General features: G+C 70.6%; 14 protein-coding genes. 3 read left to right on the forward strand and 11 right to left on the reverse strand.

The window, feature by feature from the left end; all coding sequences use genetic code 11:
* The 7 genes from ACSJD1_RS12275 to ACSJD1_RS12305 form a co-directional block, all read right to left on the reverse strand.
* Positions 1 to 879, reverse strand: coding sequence for a shikimate dehydrogenase (locus tag ACSJD1_RS12275; RefSeq protein ID WP_438855585.1), 879 nt, complete (start codon positions 877 to 879; stop codon positions 1 to 3).
* A gap of 7 nt (positions 880 to 886) precedes the next feature.
* Complete coding sequence (gene mltG, locus ACSJD1_RS12280; protein ID WP_438855586.1) at positions 887 to 2,587, reverse strand: endolytic transglycosylase MltG; 1,701 nt, start codon at positions 2,585 to 2,587, stop codon at positions 887 to 889.
* Positions 2,588 to 2,669: 82 nt separating this feature from the next.
* Positions 2,670 to 3,140, reverse strand: a complete 471-nt coding sequence (gene ruvX / locus ACSJD1_RS12285) for a Holliday junction resolvase RuvX (protein ID WP_438855587.1) — start codon at positions 3,138 to 3,140, stop codon at positions 2,670 to 2,672.
* 2 nt (positions 3,141 to 3,142) lie between these two features.
* On the reverse strand, positions 3,143 to 5,800 hold the full coding sequence (gene alaS / locus ACSJD1_RS12290; RefSeq protein WP_438855588.1) for an alanine--tRNA ligase: 2,658 nt from the start codon (positions 5,798 to 5,800) through the stop codon (positions 3,143 to 3,145).
* Positions 5,801 to 5,869: 69 nt separating this feature from the next.
* Positions 5,870 to 6,058 (reverse strand): hypothetical protein, encoded by a 189-nt coding sequence (locus tag ACSJD1_RS12295; protein WP_155052127.1) that lies wholly within the window; start codon positions 6,056 to 6,058, stop codon positions 5,870 to 5,872.
* 134 nt (positions 6,059 to 6,192) lie between these two features.
* Complete coding sequence (gene rpsD, locus ACSJD1_RS12300) at positions 6,193 to 6,816, reverse strand: 30S ribosomal protein S4 (protein ID WP_438855589.1); 624 nt, start codon at positions 6,814 to 6,816, stop codon at positions 6,193 to 6,195.
* A gap of 185 nt (positions 6,817 to 7,001) precedes the next feature.
* Entirely contained in the window at positions 7,002 to 8,480 is a 1,479-nt protein-coding gene (locus tag ACSJD1_RS12305) for a replication-associated recombination protein A (protein WP_438855590.1), read from the reverse strand.
* Positions 8,481 to 8,597: 117 nt separating this feature from the next.
* On the opposite strand from ACSJD1_RS12305, the gene ACSJD1_RS12310 reads away from it, so the two are divergent.
* The 3 genes from ACSJD1_RS12310 (at position 8,598) to ACSJD1_RS12320 (ending at position 11,459) form a co-directional block, all read left to right on the forward strand.
* Positions 8,598 to 9,362, forward strand: a complete 765-nt coding sequence (locus tag ACSJD1_RS12310) for a peptidylprolyl isomerase (RefSeq protein WP_438855591.1) — start codon at positions 8,598 to 8,600, stop codon at positions 9,360 to 9,362.
* Between the two features lie 111 nt (positions 9,363 to 9,473).
* Positions 9,474 to 10,706, forward strand: coding sequence for a DUF349 domain-containing protein (locus ACSJD1_RS12315; protein WP_438855592.1), 1,233 nt, complete (start codon positions 9,474 to 9,476; stop codon positions 10,704 to 10,706).
* Between the two features lie 168 nt (positions 10,707 to 10,874).
* A complete protein-coding gene (locus ACSJD1_RS12320; RefSeq protein WP_438855593.1) occupies positions 10,875 to 11,459 on the forward strand; it encodes a type IV toxin-antitoxin system AbiEi family antitoxin in 585 nt (194 codons plus the stop codon).
* Here the strand turns inward: ACSJD1_RS12320 and ACSJD1_RS12325 are convergent.
* From ACSJD1_RS12325 to yajC, 4 genes are all read right to left on the reverse strand, one after another.
* Positions 11,429 to 13,684: a RelA/SpoT family protein gene (locus tag ACSJD1_RS12325; RefSeq protein ID WP_438855594.1), complete on the reverse strand. Its 2,256-nt coding sequence runs from the start codon at positions 13,682 to 13,684 to the stop codon at positions 11,429 to 11,431. The two genes, ACSJD1_RS12320 and ACSJD1_RS12325, sit on opposite strands and share 31 nt — an antisense overlap.
* 74 nt (positions 13,685 to 13,758) lie before the next feature.
* Entirely contained in the window at positions 13,759 to 14,772 is a 1,014-nt protein-coding gene (gene secF, locus ACSJD1_RS12330) for a protein translocase subunit SecF (RefSeq protein ID WP_438855595.1), read from the reverse strand.
* Entirely contained in the window at positions 14,772 to 16,517 is a 1,746-nt protein-coding gene (gene secD, locus ACSJD1_RS12335; protein WP_438855596.1) for a protein translocase subunit SecD, read from the reverse strand. Before secD ends, secF begins: the two co-directional genes overlap by 1 nt.
* A gap of 63 nt (positions 16,518 to 16,580) precedes the next feature.
* Positions 16,581 to 16,958, reverse strand: coding sequence for a preprotein translocase subunit YajC (yajC, locus tag ACSJD1_RS12340; protein ID WP_438855597.1), 378 nt, complete (start codon positions 16,956 to 16,958; stop codon positions 16,581 to 16,583).
* Between the last annotated feature and the right edge of the window lie 22 nt (positions 16,959 to 16,980).

Genomic DNA, 16,980 nt, shown 5'->3' on the forward strand with positions numbered 1-16,980 from the left:
TCAGAGGCTCCGGCGCATGACGTCGAGCACCGCGGCCTCGTCGGGCAACGGTTCGAACGGCTCGCCCGAGACGAAGATGCGCACCTGGAGCAGCGCCTGGTGCAGCAGCATCCCGAGCCCGTGGGTCACCCGGCCCTCCCGTTCGAGCCACGCGGCGGCGAGCACCGACGGCCACGGGTCGTAGGCCACGTCGAGGAGCACGGCCGAACCGGCGAGCGCGTCCGACGGGGCGACGCCGAGGTCGGTGCCGCCGGGCACCGTGCTGACGACGAGGTCGGCGGATGCCGCGAACGCGAGTTCCGCGAGCGGTCGCACGCGCACGACGATTCCCAGTCGGCGTGCGAGTTCCTCGACGCCGATCGCGCGGTCCGGGTTGCGCACGAGCACGTCGACCTCGACCGCGCCGAGGTCGGCGATCGCGACGAGCGCCGACGATGCCGTCGCCCCGCCGCCGATGAGCACCGCACGGTGGACCCGCTCGAGGCCGGCCTCGCCGAGCGTGCGGACGATGCCGCCGACGTCCGTGTTGAACCCCTGGATCGTGCCGTCCTCGGCGAACCGCACGGTGTTGGCCGCACCGGCGAGTTCAACGAGCCGATCGGCCCTGTCGAGATGGTCCAGCACCTCGTGCTTGAGGGGCATGGTGAGCGACAGGCCGCGCCAGGACGCACCCGCATCGCCGCCGACGCGCTCGAGGAACTCGGCGAGCCCGCCCGATCTCACCTCGATCGCGTCGTAGTCCCACTCGAGTCCGAGCCGGTCGTAGGCCGCTCGATGCAGCGCCGGGCTCCTGGAGTGCTCGATCGGCGACCCGAGCACGGCCAGTCGCACGCGGTGCGTCGGCGCGACCGGATCCGTCGCTCCGGGCGAGTTCGCCATCGAGGTGCTATCCGTTCTCGTCGAGGTATCGCAGGAACTGCTCGACCGCCGCCTCGTGCTCCTCGAGCGTGGCCGAGAACACGGTCTCGCCGGTCTCGAGGTTCACCGTGACGAAGTAGAGCCACGGACCGTCGGCCGGATTCTGGGCGGCGTCGATCGCGACGTCGCCCGGGTTTCCGATCGGGCCGGGCGGCAGGCCGGGGTGCACGTAGGTGTTGTACGGGTTCGCGGGATCGGCACGCTCGGCGTCGGTGGTCGTCACGACCGTGTCGTCGCCCGTGCCGTAGTGCACGGTCGAGTCGAACTGGAGCAGCTGCGACGGGAACTGGTTCGCATCGAGCCGGTTCCGGATGACGCGCGAGACCTTGTACGCGTCCTCCTCCGAGCCCGCCTCGCGCTCGATCATCGAGGCGATGATCACGGTCTCCCAGCGGTCCTCGGGCGCGACCCCGGCGTCGTCGAGGGCCTGGAACGACCGGTCCACGAGCGTCTGCACGACCTCGTCGGCGGTGACGTCGGGCCCGAAGGTGTAGGTCGCCGGGAAGAGGAAGCCCTCGACGCCGGTGGCCTCGGCCGGCAGGCCGAGCGCCTGCGGGTCGGCCGCCGCGGCCTGGAGGTCCTCGACGGGGATCCCGGTTGCAGCGGCGGCGTTCGCGAGTGCGTCACGCGCCCAGAGGCCCTCTTGGATCACGAAGGTGTTCTCGAGCTTGTTCTCGGGGTCGAGCAGCGCGTCCAGGGCGGCATCCGCGCTCATCTGGTTCGCCATCCGGTAGGCGCCCGGATAGAAGATCGGCTGCTCGGAGCGACTCGTGACCTCCTCGATGAAGGCCTCCGAGGAGGCGACGATGTCCTGCTCCTCGAGGTTCGCTGCGATGGTCTCGCCGCCGTCGCCCTCGTTGATCATGAAGACGACCTCGCCGCTTCCCGCCCCGGTGTAGTCCTCGGGCGGCTGGAAGCGCTCCATGAGCGAGGTGATCGGCCCCTGCAGGAAGAACGCGGCGCCCGCGACGAGCGCGCCCAGCACGATCAATGCGATGAGGCATCCCCAGGCTCCCCGTCGACGACGGTTGGGCTCGCGTTCGTGCTCCTCGAACTCCCATGCGGCCGCCGCCCGACGGTCGGAGCGCGACGGGCGCGACGCGTCGTCGCCCAGGTCGGCGAACGGGTCCTGGTGGTGGGGGTCGGTCTCGGCGACCAAGCCGCGTCCACCGGTCGGCGGCCAGTCGTCCGGTCCGGCACCTGCGCGGCCGCGGAGCGGTCCGGTGGACGTCGCGGCGAACGCGTCGTCGGTGGCGTAGCGGTCGCGGTCATCGGCGGCGTAGCGATCACGGTCGTCGGCGGCGTCTCCTCGCACGCCCTCATCGTCCCACTGGGCCACCGGCTCGCGCGCCGGCTGCCGGACCGGATGCTGGCCGGGCAGTCCCATCGACCCGGTCCGCGCGACGCGTGCGGACTGCGGCGGCGGCACCTCCTCCCGACGCACGGCCTGCGGCGCCGCCTGTGCGGCGCGCCACTCGGCCTCTGCCGCACGCTCCGCTTCCTCGGCCGCCGCACGCCGCGCCTCCATGGCGGCCTGGCGCTCTGCGGCCGCGGTCGCGGCATACCGGGCCTGCTCGGCCGCCGCACGCCGTTCATCCTCCACGGCGGCGCGCTGTGCGGCCTCCGCCGCCTGCCGCTGCTCCATCTCGCGCAGTTCGCGACGGGTCATCGGCGCCGCCGTCGGCGGGTCGGTCGGGGGCGGCGTGGGTGCGGAGCCGCTTCGGCGCTCTGGGGGGAGCTGGGTCACGAGGTCAGGAGCCTTCCTCGACGGAGATCGTGCGTCCGGGGGCGGTGCCCGATGCGCGCTCGGCATCGATGGCATGTTGCAGAATGATAACGGCTGCGGCTTGGTCGATGATCGGACGCTGCTTCTTGGCGGACTTCCCCGCGGACCGAAGCGCCTGCTGAGCGCTCACGGTCGACATCCGCTCGTCGACGAGTCGCACCGACGCCCCGGTCTCCGCCAGTCGCTCGGCGAAGCCGACCGCATCGGCCGTCGAGGCCGTCGGCAGGCCCGACAACGACAGCGGGTTCCCGACCACCAGCTCGACGGCCTCGTACTCAGCGGCCAGGTCGAGCACGCGACGGAGGTCTGAGCCGTCCTCGTCGGCGCTGCGCGCGATCGTCTCGACGGGCACGGCGAGGATCGCCGACGGATCGCATCTCGCCACCCCGATGCGCGCCCGGCCGACGTCGATACCGAGTCGCGCACCGGCTCGCACGATCAGGCTCCCGCTGCGGTTCGCGCGGCACCGAGCGCCGCGGGGATCGCCCCGAGGTCGGTGCCGCCGCCCTGCGCGAGGTCGGGCTTGCCGCCGCCCCCGCCGCCGAGCGCCGCAGCCATGGCCTTCGCGATCGCGCCGGCGTTCGCACCGGCGTCGCGCGCGGCCGGCGACGTGGCCGCGATCGCGAGCGGCTTGCCGCCGACCTCGCCGACCAGGGCGACCACGGATGCCGCATCGCCCAGCCTGCCGCGCACGGCTGTCGCGAGCGAGCGGAGCTCGTCGCCCGAGCCGAGCTTCCCGACCGCCTCGGTGACGAGCAGCAATTCACCGACGCGCTGCGCCTTCGACGCGAGGTCGGGGACGCGGTCGTTCAGGGCCTTCGACTCGAACGCCTGGATCTTCTTCTCTGCGGCCTTGAGGCTCGCGACGAGCTCGCCGACTCGGTCGACCAGCAGCTCCGGCCGAGTCTTCAACGTGCCGGTGAGCTCCTGCACGAGGGCGCGCTCGGCGGCGAATCGGGCGAACGCATCACGCCCGACGAGCGACTCGACGCGTCGGTTCGACGCGCCGACCGAGGACTCGCCGACGATGTTGATCATGCCGATCTCGGCGCTGCGGGCGACGTGCGTACCCGCGCAGAGCTCGCGCGACCAGGGTCCGCCGATGTCGACGACGCGCACGACGTCGCCGTACTTCTCGCCGAACAGTGCCATCGCCCCGAGCGCCTTGGCGTCGTCGATGGGCATCTCGCGGGTGACGACCTCGAGGTTCTCGCGCACGGCGCCGTTCGCGACCTCCTCGATCTCGCTGCGCGTCTCGGCGGAGAGCGCCTGGTTCCAGCCGTAGTCGAGGCGGAGGTAGCCCGCCTTGTTGAACGAACCGGACTGGTGCGCGGTGGGCCCGAGCACCTGGCGGAGGGCCGCGTGCACGAGGTGGGTGCCCGAGTGCGCCTGCGTCGCGCCGCGGCGGTAGTCCTCGTCGACGATGCTCGTCGCCGGGACCCCGACGCCCACCTCGCCGGCGGTGACCTTCACCGTGTGGCTGATGAGCCCCTTGACGGGCTTCTGCACGTCGAGCACCTGCAGCTCGAAGCCGTCACCGACGATGCGGCCCTGGTCGGGCGCCTGGCCGCCGGACTCGGCGTAGAGCGAGGTCTCGGCGAGGATGACCTCGGCCGTCTGGCCGGCCGAGGCCGCCGCGACCGGGCGGCCGTCGACGAGGATGCCGAGCACGCTCGAGTCGGTCACGAGGTCGGTGTAGCCGGTGAAGACCGTCTCGCCCTTCGCGCGGAAGTCGCTGTAGACCGAGAGGTCGGCGAGCACCTTCTTCTTCGACTTCGCGTCGGCCTTGGCGCGCGAGCGCTGGTCGGCCATGAGCGTGTCGAACGCCTGGCGATCCACCGCGAGCCCGGCCTCCTCCGCCATCTCGAGCGTGAGCTCGATCGGGAAGCCGTAGGTGTCGTGCAGGAGGAACGCCGTGTCCCCCGCCAGCCGCTCCGCGCCATCCGCCTTGGTCTTCGCGACCGCGGTGTCGAGGATCGCGGTGCCGGCGGTCAGCGTGCGGAGGAAGGCGGCCTCCTCGCCGAGCGCGAGCTGCTCGATCTGGGTGTAGCTCGTCGCGACCTCGGGGTACGCGGCCGACATCGCGTCGCGCGAGGCGGCGAAGAGCTCCCGGAAGGTCGGGGCCTCGACGCCGAGGAGTCGCATCGCGCGGATGCTCCTGCGGAGCAGGCGTCGCAGGATGTAGCCGCGCCCCTCGTTCGACGGCGTGACGCCGTCGCTCATGAGCATGAGGGAGGAGCGGATGTGGTCGGCGATGACGCGCATGCGCACGTCGTCCTCGTGGTCGGCGCCGTAGCGACGACCCGAGAGCCGCGCAGCGGCGTCGAGGACCGGGCGGACCTGGTCGATCTCGTACATGTTGTCGACGCCCTGCTTGATGAAGGCGACGCGCTCGAGGCCCATGCCGGTGTCGATGTTCTTCTTCGGCAGTTCCTTCACGATCGTGAAGTCGACCTTCGACTTCACGTCGGCGATCAGGTACTGCATGAACACGAGGTTCCAGATCTCGACGTACCGGTCGTCGTCGGTCGCCGGCCCGCCGTCGATGCCGTACTCGGGTCCGCGATCGAAGAAGATCTCCGAGCACGGCCCCGCCGGACCGGGCTGGCCGGTGTGCCAGTAGTTCGTGTCCTTGCCGAGGCCCTGGATCCGCTCGTCGGGCAGTCCCGCGACGCGCTTCCAGATCTCGCGCGCCTCGTCGTCCTCCTCGTAGACCGTGACCCAGAGGTCCTTCGGGTCGAAGCCGTAGCCTCCCTCGGCCTCCGAGGTGGTCAGGAGCTCCCACGCGGCCGTGATCGCCCCCTCCTTGAAGTAGTCGCCGAAGGAGAAGTTGCCGTTCATCTGGAAGAACGTGCCGTGACGAGGGGTCTTGCCGACCTCTTCGATGTCGTTCGTGCGGATGCACTTCTGCACGCTCGTGGCGCGGGGGTACGGTGCGGGAACGACTCCGGTGAGGTACGGCACGAACGGCACCATGCCGGCGACCGTGAAGAGCAGCGACGGGTCGTCGGACACGAGCGAGGCCGACGGCACGACGGTGTGGCCCCGCGCGGCGAAGAAGTCGAGCCAGCGCTGGCGGATCTCGGCAGTCTGCATGATTCCGTTCTGGTTCGTGGGAATGGTGGAACGTCCCGCGCCTGGCGCGGGTTGCGTCGCGCGCCGCGACTAGTGGTCCTCGGCCGCCCGGAGCTCGGCCTCGCGCGCGTGGTAGCCCTCGGCGACCGCGCGACCGAACGCCCGAGCCTTGGCGTCGATCCCTTCGAAGAACTCACGGCCCTGCGCCGTGCGGTTGACCTGGTGCGCGACCGCGAACCCGGCCGCCACGCCGACGGTGAACCACAGGATGCTCTTCACGTCTCACTCCTCGAGGGGTCGTTGCGCTGCGCAGCGCGCACGCATCCCCCCAGTCTAGGGCGTGCGACGGATGCCGCGCGGAGACGACGAACGGGGCCGCGGCGAACCGCGACCCCGTTCGGGCGAACCGCCGACTAGCGGGCGGCGTAGTACTCGACGACGAGCTGAACGTCACACGTGACGGGCACCTCGGCGCGCTTCGGGCGACGCACGAGCGTGGCCTGGAGCTTGTCGAGCTCGACCTCGAGGTAGCCCGGGGTCTTGGGAAGCACGTCGACGTGGCCGCCGGCCGCCGCGACCTGGAACGGCTCGGTGCCCTCGGAGCGCTGCTTGACGCCGACGACCTGGCCCGGCTTCACGCGGAACGACGGACGGTCGACGATCTTGCCGTCGACGGTGATGTGGCGGTGCACGACGAACTGGCGGGCCTGCGAGATGGTGCGGGCGAAGCCGGCACGGAGCACGAGCGCGTCGAGGCGCATCTCGAGCAGCTCGACCAGGTTCTCACCGGTCAGGCCGTCGGTGCGGCGGGCCTCGTTGAACGCGATGCGGAGCTGCTTCTCGCGGATGCCGTACTGGGCGCGCAGGCGCTGCTTCTCGCGAAGGCGCACGGCGTAGTCGGAGTCCTGCTTGCGCTTGGTGCGGCCGTGCTCGCCGGGAGCGTACGGACGCTTCTCCATGTAGCGGGCGGCCTTCGGGGTGAGGGCGACGCCGAGCGCACGGGAGAGGCGGGTCTTGCTACGAGACTGGTTGGTCACGATGTCCTTTCGGAGGATTCTCAAACGGTGTGGTTCCGGGCGCGCCGAGCGCCGGAAAGACGATGTTCAGAGGGGTTCGCCACGGGGCGACCGGCTACAGGTCGCATCCCTTCGCCGTGGAAACCGCGCAGCCGCACGCGAGAATCTGGCTTCAGGCCAGCGTCGATCCTACCATGCGCGGCCCGTCAGCGCTCACCGCGCACGATGCGGCGGAGCTTGGCGAGGCGCGCGGACACCTCGCGTTCGTTCCCGTGCTCGGTCGGCGTGTAGTAGACGGCTCCCCCGAGCTCGTCGGGCAGGTACTGCTGGGGCACCACGCCGATCGGGTCGTCGTGGGGGTAGGCGTAGCCCCTGCCGTGCCCCAGCCGCTTCGAACCCGGGTAGTGGGCGTCGCGCAGGTGCTTCGGGACGCGGCCCGCACGACCCGCCCTGACGTCGGCGAGGGCGGCGTCGATCCCGAGGTAGGCGGCGTTCGACTTCGGTGCGGTCGCGAGGTGCACGACGGCCTGCGCGAGCGGGATCCGCCCCTCGGGCATGCCGATGTACTGGACGGCGTCGGCCGCGGCGACCGCCACGCCCAGCGCGGTCGGGTCGGCCATGCCGATGTCCTCCGAGGCCAGCACGATGATCCGACGCGCGATGAACCGCGGGTCCTCGCCGGCCTCGATCATCCGCGCCAGGTAGTGCAGTGCCGCATCGACGTCGCTCCCGCGCACCGACTTGATGAAGGCGCTGATGACGTCGTAGTGCTCGTCGCCGTCGCGGTCGTAGCGGAGCAGTGCCCGATCCACGGCGCGCGCGACCACCTCGGGCGTGATCACCGGCAGCGACACCGGTTGCGGGACGGCGTCGGGATCGGCTCCACCGACCTCGCCCTCCTCGTCGCCGTCCGCATCGTCACCGCGCCCGCCGGCTTCCGCCCCGCGCCCGACGGCGTCGGCACGGGCGGCTGCGCCGGGCGCATCCGCCGCCGCCTGAGCCGCCTCGCTCACCGCCGACGTCGACGCCGCCTCGAGCGCGGTGAGCGCGCGACGCGCGTCGCCCGACGCGAGCCGCACGATCGCGGCGCGCGCCTCGGGTGCGAGTTCGACCCGACCGCCGAGGCCGCGCGGATCGGCGACCGCGCGGTCGACGAGCATCGCGAGGTCGTCGTCGTCGAGCGTCTCGAGCGTGAGCAGCAGCGATCGCGAGAGCAGCGGCGAGATCACGGAGAACGACGGGTTCTCGGTCGTCGCCGCGACGAGGATGACCCAGCCGTTCTCGACGCCGGGGAGGAGCGCGTCCTGCTGGGCCTTGGTGAAGCGGTGGATCTCGTCGAGGAACAGCACCGTCGACACGCCGTAGAGGTCGCGGTCGGCGCGCGCCGCCTCCATCACCTGGCGCACGTCGCGGACGCCGGCGGTGACCGCCGAGAGCTCGACGAACTTGCGCCCCGACGAGCGGGCGATCGCCTGCGCCAGCGTGGTCTTGCCCGTGCCGGGCGGGCCCCACAGGATCACCGAGACCGCCCCCGACTCCCCCGTGCGGTCGGCCGCGAGCGCGACGAGCGGTGAACCGGGCGTCAGCAGGTGTCGTTGTCCGGCCACCTCGTCGAGGCTCCGCGGCCGCATGCGCACCGCGAGGGGGGTGGCGCCCGCGCGCAACCCCTGGGCCGAATCCACCATGCCGTCCAGCGTACTGGCGGGCACCGACACTCCCCCGCTCACCCGAACCGCAGGATTCGCCCCGGAATGCCGCGGTTGCGTAGGCTCTCCTCCGCAGGATTCCCCCGAAGGAGCAGCGTGGCAACGAACGACCGTCAGGCGCGCGAGGAGCGCTCGCGCCTCCGCACGTACCAGGCCCGCCAGGAGGTCCACCGACGCGCGGTGCGTCGCCGGACGCGCGACAACGTGATCGCCGGTGTGGCGCTCGTCGTGGTGCTCGCGATCGCAACCGCCGCCCAGCTGTTCTACTTCTCCGGCGGGCCGGGCACCCCCGAGGCGGAACCCACGCCCTCGCCGACTCCGACCGCCGAGGCCGAGGCGCCCTCGCCCGACCTGGCGGAGGACCGCACCTGGGTCGGGGCACTGACCCTGAACGACACGACGCTCTCCGTCGAGCTCGACGGCGCAGCGGCGCCGCAGGCGGTCTCGAGCACGGTCAGCCTCGTCGACTCCGGCTTCTACGACGGGCTCACCTGCCACCGGCTCACCACCGAGGGCATCTTCGTGCTGCAGTGCGGCGACCCGAACGGCGACGGTTCGGGCGGCCCCGGGTACAGCTACGGCCCGATCGAGAACGCCCCCGCCGACGACGTGTACCCGGCCGGCACCATCGCCATGGCCCGGCAGGGCGGAGCCGCCGAGAGCCAGGGCAGCCAGTTCTTCATCGTCTACGAGGACTCGACGATCCCCTCCGACGCCGCGGGCGGGTACACCGTGATCGGCCGCGTCACCGATGGGCTCGACGCACTGCGAGCCGACATCACCGGCCAGGGCGTCGCCGACGGAGCGACCGACGGGGCTCCGGTCCGTCCGGTGAGCATCACGTCGTTCGTGGTGGAGTGAGCCTCGGCGTCCCGCGTCCTCCGCGGGACGGGCACGGGTCTCGGGGGTGCAATAGGCTTGATGCCGTCATCCGCCGCGCATGCGGCATCCGCACGACGACAGGGTGAGTTCGTGACCGATTCAGCACAGCAACCGTGGGGCCGCGTCGACGAGACGGGCACCGTCTTCGTGCGGACCAGCGAGGGCGAGCGCGAAGTCGGGCAGTACCCCGACGCGACCCCGGAGGAGGCGCTGGCGTACTTCGAGCGGAAGTACGCCGACCTCGCGGGCGCCGTCGGGCTGCTCGAGCAGCGTGTGCGGCGCGGAGCGCCCGCGGCGGATGTCGCCAAGGCCGTCGCCACGCTCCAGGCGAGCGTCGCCGATGCCCACGCGGTCGGCGACCTCGAGTCGCTCACGCGCCGTCTCGAGGCGCTCTCCGGCACGACGCAGGAGCTCACCGCCCAGCAGCAGGCCGAGGCGAAGGCGGCGCTCGCCGACGCGATCGCCGAGCGCACCCGCATCGTGGAGGAGGCCGAGGCCCTCGCCGCGCAGGACCCGTCGAAGACCCAGTGGAAGCAGACGTCCGCTGAACTCGATGCCCTGTTCGCCCGCTGGCAGCAGCACCAGCAAGAGGGCCCCCGCCTGCCGAAGGGCGAGGCGAACGACCTCTGGAAGCGATTCCGCGCTGCGCGCTCGACCATCGAGCAGCACCGCAAGGCGTTCTTCGCCGAACTCGACGCGGCGCACCGCGAGGTGCGCCAGCGCAAGCAGCGCCTCATCGAGCGTGCCGAGGCCCTGGCACCGCGCGGTGCCGACGGGGTCGTCGAGTACCGCGCGCTCCTCGACGAGTGGAAGCAGGCGGGCCGCGCCGGCAAGAAGGTCGACGACGCCCTGTGGGCGAAGTTCAAGGCCGCCGGCGACGTGCTCTTCCAGGCCAAGGCCGAGATCGACGCGAAGGACGACGAGGAGTACCGCGCGAACCTCACGCAGAAGCTCGCGCTGCTCGACGAGGCCGACGCGCTGCTCTCGTCGAAGGACGCCCGGGCCGCACGCTCCTCGCTGAACGGCATCCAGCGCCGGTGGGATGAGATCGGGCGCGTGCCGCGCGATCAGGTCCGGACGGTCGAGGATCGCCTTCGCAAGGTCGAGAACCACGTGCGCGGCCTCGAGGACGAGCGCTGGGAGCGCGAGGACCCCGAGAAGAAGGCGCGGTCCGAGGGCATGCTCGGCCAGTTGCACGACGCGATCGCGAAGCTCGAGGCCGAGCTCGCCGACGCCGAGGCCGCCGGTGACGCGAGGGCGGTCGCCGCCGCGCGCGAGGCGCTCGATGCCCGCCGCGCCTGGTTGAAGGCCGTCGGCGGCTGAGCCGTCCCGTTCTCCACTCGACCCGTCGTCGCGCTCGCGGCGGCGGGTCGAGTCGCGTCGGCAACGATCGCGCCACGCTCCTCCGCGCGCCACGAAGGCGGTAGCGACGTTCCACAACCCGGGATCACGGTCACCCGCCGTCGCAGCGGATGCCGCAACATGGCTCGCATGGCCCGACTCCCCTCAGTCCTCGATGTCGACGACCTTCCCCTGGCCGAGCTCTGCGCCGCGAGACTGGACGGCGAGGTGATGCGGATCGGAGCCGGATGGTGTCCGATCGACGAACCCGACCTTCCGGGCCTCCGCGCGGCCTCGGTCGCGCCGCGCCTTCCACCGCCGTTCGTCATCGAGCGCCGCTCCGCGGCCTGGGTGCACGGGGCGCTGCCGACTCCGCCTCCCATCGCGGAATGCTGCGTCCCGCACTCCGAACGCGTGGCGACCCGATCACTGCCGGCGGACATGCTCCTGCGCGAGGTCGCGATCGAGGCCGTGGACATCGTCGTGATCAGTCACATCCGATGCACCACGCTGCACCGCACCGTCTACGACCTCGTCCGCGACCCGGCCGCCGGGCGCGACACCGTCGACATCGTCGCCCGGCTGCTGGCGGTCGATCGCTCCGCGGGTGGTGCGGTGAGAGCCCGTCTCGAAGGGGCCCATCGTCTGCCGCACAAGGCGGCCGCGCTCGCGCGCCTCACCTCGGCGGAGACTCTCGCGACGGCTCAGCCGTCGCTGACCCGGTACACGTCGTAGACGGCGTCGATGCGGCGCACCGCGTTGAGCACCCGGTCGAGGTGGGTGGTGTCGCCCATCTCGAACACGAAGCGGCTGATGGCGAGCCGGTCGGACGACGTCGAGACGTTCGCCGAGAGGATGTTGACGTGATGCTCGCTGAGCACCCGCGTGACGTCGGAGAGCAGTCCGGCCCGATCGAGCGCCTCGATCTGGATCTGCACGAGGAAGACGCTCTTCGAGCTCGGCGCCCATTCGACGTCGATCATGCGGTCGGGCTCGCGGAGCAGGGACTGCACGTTGTGGCACGAGGCCTGGTGCACCGACACGCCGGAACCGCGGGTGATGAAGCCGACGATGTCGTCGCCGGGGACCGGTGTGCAGCACCGCGCGATCTTGACGAGGATGTCGGGCGCGCCTCGAACGAGCACCCCGGAGTCGCTCGTCCGCGGCAACGGCCGCGACCGGACCGGGATCGCCGGCAGCTCGGGCTCGTCCGCGTCGTCGACGTCGCGTACGAGCGCGATGACCTTCTCGATGACGGACTGCGTCGACACATGCCCCTCGCCGACGGCCGCGTACAGCGCGGAGACGTCGTCGTACCGCAGCTGCGAGGCGACCTCGGCGAACGACTCCTGGCTCATGAGCTTCTGCAGCGGCAGGTTCTGCTTGCGCATGGCCCGCGCGATCGCGTCGCGCCCGTGCTCGATCGCCTCGTCGCGCCGCTCCTTCGTGAACCACTGCCGGATCTTGCTCCGAGCGCGCGGGCTCTTGACGAAGTTCAGCCAGTCCTTGCTGGGGCCGGAGTCGGGGTTCTTCGACGTGAAGACCTCGACGACGTCGCCGCTCACGAGCTCGCTCTCGAGCGGCACCAGGCGCCCGTTGACCTTCGCACCCATGGTTCGGTGGCCGACCTCGGTGTGCACGGCGTAGGCGAAGTCGACGGGCGTCGCGCCCGCGGGCAGGCCGATCACCCGCCCCTTCGGAGTGAAGACGTAGACCTCCTTCGCGCCGATCTCGAACCGCAGCGAGTCGAGGAACTCGCCTGGGTCGGCGGTCTCCGCCTGCCAGTCCGAGATGTGCGCGAGCCACGCCATGTCGGCGTCGCCGCGCGTCGCCGCGCCGTCGGTGTGGCCGGCCGCCATCCGCTCCTTGTACTTCCAGTGCGCGGCGACACCGTATTCGGCCCGCTGGTGCATGTCGTGCGTGCGGATCTGGATCTCGACGGGCCGTCCCTTCGGGCCGATCACCGTCGTGTGCAGCGATTGGTACAGGTTGAACTTCGGCGTCGCGATGTAGTCCTTGAACCGGCCGGGCACCGGCGTCCAGCGGGCGTGGATCGAGCCCAGCACGGCGTAGCAGTCCCGCACCGAGTTCACGAGGATCCGGATGCCCACCAGGTCGTAGATGTCGTCGAAGTCGCGGCCGCGCACGATCATCTTCTGGTAGATCGAGTAGTACTGCTTCGGCCGGCCGACGACCTTGCCGCGGATGCGGGCCGCCTTGAGGTCGTCGGAGACCAGGTCGATCACCGACTGGACGTACTCCTCGCGCTGCGGGGTGCGCTGCTTGACGAGGCTCTCGATCTCGGCGTACAGCTTCGGGTAGAGCACCGCGAACGAGAGGTCCTCGAGTTCCCACTTGATCGTCTGGATGCCGAGACGGTGCGCGAGCGGCGCGTAGATCTCGAGGGTCTCGGTCGCCTTCCGCGTCGCCGACGCCGCCGGGACGAAGCCCCAGGTTCGCGCGTTGTGCAGGCGGTCGGCGAGCTTGATGATGAGCACGCGGATGTCCTTGGACATCGCGACGATCATCTTGCGAACGGTCTCCGCCTGGGTGGAGTCGCCGTACTTGACCTTGTCGAGCTTCGTGACGCCGTCGACGAGCATGGCGATCTCGTCACCGAAATCGGCGCGCAGCTGGTCGAGCGTGTACGCGGTGTCCTCGACGGTGTCGTGCAGGAGCGCCGCAGCGACCGCCTTGGAGCCGATACCGAGGTCGGCGAGGATCTGCGCGACCGCGATCGGATGCGTGATGTACGGCTCGCCGCTTCGCCGCTTCTGCCCCTCGTGGGCACGTTCGGCGACCGTGTAGGCACGCTCGATGACCGACAGGTCGGCCTTCGGATGATGCATCCGCACGGTCCGCATGACGTTGTCGACCGCCCCAGCGGGGAGCGCCTTGGAGAAGATCCGAGGCACGAGTCGACGCAGTGACGCCGTCGAGTTGACACCGGTATCGGTCATGAGCCCCGCACCTCCAGACCTCAATTATCACCGCTTCCGAAACGGTCGGGCGCCATCGAGGTCCGGAGGACGCCTCACGCGACCGGCAGGGCCTCGGCGGTCGACCCGCCGGCGCGCTCCCGTTCCTTGAGGACCTTCTGGTCGTGCCGCTTGATCACGGGCTCTCCCTCGCGCAGCTGCGAGTACAGCGGAGCGGCGATGAAGACGGTCGACCACGTGCCGACGAGGATGCCGATGAGCAGCGCGAGCGAGATGTCGCGGAGCGTGTCGGCACCGAGCACGCCGGCGCCGATGAACAGGATCGCGGCGACGGGGAGCGCGGCCACCACGCTCGTGTTGATCGAACGAACCAGCGTCTGGTTCACGGCGAGGTTCACGGACTCGGCGAACGTGCGGCGCGATTCCTGGCCGTCCTCGGAGGTGTTCTCACGGATCTTGTCGAACACCACGACGGTGTCGTACAGCGAGTAGCTGAGGATCGTCAGGATGCCGATCACGGCCGCCGGGGTCACCTCGAAGCCGACCGCCGCATAGAGCCCGGCGGTCACGACCAGGTCTCCGAGGAGCGACAGGATCGCCGCGAGCGACATCTTCCACGTGCGGAAGTACAACGCCATGATGACGGCGGCGAGCAGGAGGAATGCCAGGAGACCGACGAGCGCCTGTCGCGTGATGTCCGCGCCCCAGCTCGCGCCGATGAACGACGAGGTCACCTCGGATTCGGGCACGCCGTATGCATCGGCGAGGGCCGTGGTGAGCTCGCGCGACTCGGCCTGCTCGAGCTGGTCGGTCTGCACGCGCACCCCGTCGGAGCCGACGATGGTCACGCGCGCGACCGCACCGGGAACGACCTCGCCGACGGCATCGATGGCGGGCTGCTCGGTCGCGTTCGCGACTCCGCTGATCTGGAACTGCGATCCGCCGCGGAATTCGATGCCGAAGTTGAATCCGCGGAGGACGGGGACGAGCACGGAGAGGATGATGAGCACGGCCGCGATGGCGTACCACTTCCTGCGCCCGCCGACGAAGTTGAACGACCGCTTGCCCGTGTAGAGGTCGTTGCCGAACCTGGTGAGTCGGTTGGCCATCAGGACTCCTTGCTCTCGCCGGCGCCGACGGTGGCGTCGGCCTGCGCCGCCTTGCGCTCGGCGATGGTCTGGCGCTTCTGCGCCTCGCGCGAGCTGGATGCCGCCTTCTTCGCCGGAACGGCGACCGGCTTGCGGAACTCCGCTCGGCCGCGGTAGACCGCGCCGAGCGCCTGCGGGTCGAGACCCGACCACGTGTGCCCGCTGGAGAAGAAGCGCGTCTGCGCCAGCAGCTGGAGCATCGGGTGCGTGAACAGGATCACGACGATGACGTCGATGATCGTGGTCAGACCGAGCGTGAACGCGAAGCCGCGCACGCTGCCCACGGCGAGGATGTAGAGCACCACCGCCGCGAGGAGGTTCATCGACTTCGACGACAGCACGGTGCGCAGTGCGCGCTTCCAGCCGGCCTCGACGGCACCGACGAGGGGCCTGCCGTCGCGGAGCTCGTCTCGGACGCGTTCGAAGTACACGATGAACGAGTCCGCAGTGAAGCCGATCGCCACGATCAGACCGGCGATTCCCGCGAGCGAGAGTCGGTAGCCCTGGTACCAGCCGAGGATTGTGATCATCAGGTAGGTGATCACGCCCGCGATGATCAGCGACGCGATCGTGACCGAGCCGAGGGCGCGGTACTGGAACAGCGTGTAGATCACGACCAGGATGAGGCCGATGATGCCCGCGATCAGCCCCGACTGGAGCTGCGAGGTTCCGAGCGTCGCCGAGATGGTGTCGGAGGACTGCACTTCGAAGCTGATCGGCAGGGCACCGAACTTCAGCTGGTCGGCGAGGGCCTTCGAGGACTCCTGCGTGAAGTTGCCCGTCACCTGCGGGCGGCCGTCGGTGATGACGCCGTTCATCTGCGGTGCCGACAGCACCGCGCCGTCGAGCACGAACGCGAACTGGTCGCGCGGCGTCTGCCCGTTCAGGGCGAAGAGCCGCTGGCTCACCTCGGAGAACGCCGCGGTGCCGCGATCGTTGAAGATGATGTTGACGGCCCACTGGCCGGTGGTCGCACCGGTCTGGGTCTGCACCTGGCCGTTCGTCGCGTCGACGATGTCCTCGCCGCTGACCTCCACCGGTCCGAGCAGGTACTTGATCGTCCGGGTCGAGTCGCACGTCACGAGCGGCTCATCGGAGGGGGCGACGTTCGCGCCGCTCTCATCGAGCGTCGCGCAGTCGAACGTGTCGAACTCGTCCTGCAACGCGGGAGTCACCCAGTTCGGGTCGCTGGCGTCGGTCGGCTCGACGCTCGGCGTCGCGGAGAGCGCCTCGTCCTCTGCACCATCGGTCGGCTCGGGACTCTCGCTCGGGTCGATCGACTGGTTCGTCGCGGCGTCCGCGAGCAGCACCGGCCGGAGCTCGAGCTTCGCCGACGACTCGATCCGGTTGCGCGTCTGCTCGTCGAGCTCGCCCGGGATCGCGACGACGACGTTCTGGCCGCCCTGCGTCGTGATGTCGGCCTCCGACACGCCGGAGGCGTCGACGCGCTGGCGGATGATCGAGACCGCCTGGTCGAGCTGCTCCTGCGAGACGGTCTCACCGTCGGCGAGCTGCGGCGCGAGGATGATCTGGGTGCCGCCCTCGAGGTCGAGCGCGAGCTTGGGCGTCCAGGAACCACCGCCCCAGATGACGCCGGCCGCGTTGATGCCGAACAGCGCGACGATGATGACGCCGAGCCAGGTCAGTGATCGCACGGCCTTGCGGACGGGCGTCGGTCGCGAGGACCGCTTGGATGGTGCAGCCACGGTGTGTGCCTTCTCTGCAGGGAGCCCGCGCAGCGTCGCGCGGGCAGAGCTATGGGGTGGGCCTCAGTCGTCCGACTTCTTGGTTTCGGGCGTCTCGTCGTTCGGGGACTCGTCGACGCGCTCACCGAACTCTGGCTCACCCTCGATCGCGGCAGCAGCCTCGACGGGGGCCTCGACCGGCTCCACCACACGGGCGATGGTCTGGCGGTGCACCGTGAGGACGGTGCCGGGGGACGACTCGAGCTCGACCCGGTTCTCTTCCTCGTCGATGGAGAGGATCGTTCCGAACACCCCGAAGTTCGTCATCACCTTCGCGCCCGGCGCGACCTTCGACTGCAGTTCACGTGCCTCGGCCTGACGCTTGCGCGAGTTGCGGAACATGAAGAAGATCAGCACCGCCAGGACGGCGAGCATGATGAGAGTCAGCGGATCAAGGACCATGGGGTGGGAACCTTCCGGTGTG

It is taken from the genome of Agromyces excoecariae (assembly GCF_051715505.1).
Lineage (GTDB): Bacteria > Actinomycetota > Actinomycetes > Actinomycetales > Microbacteriaceae > Agromyces.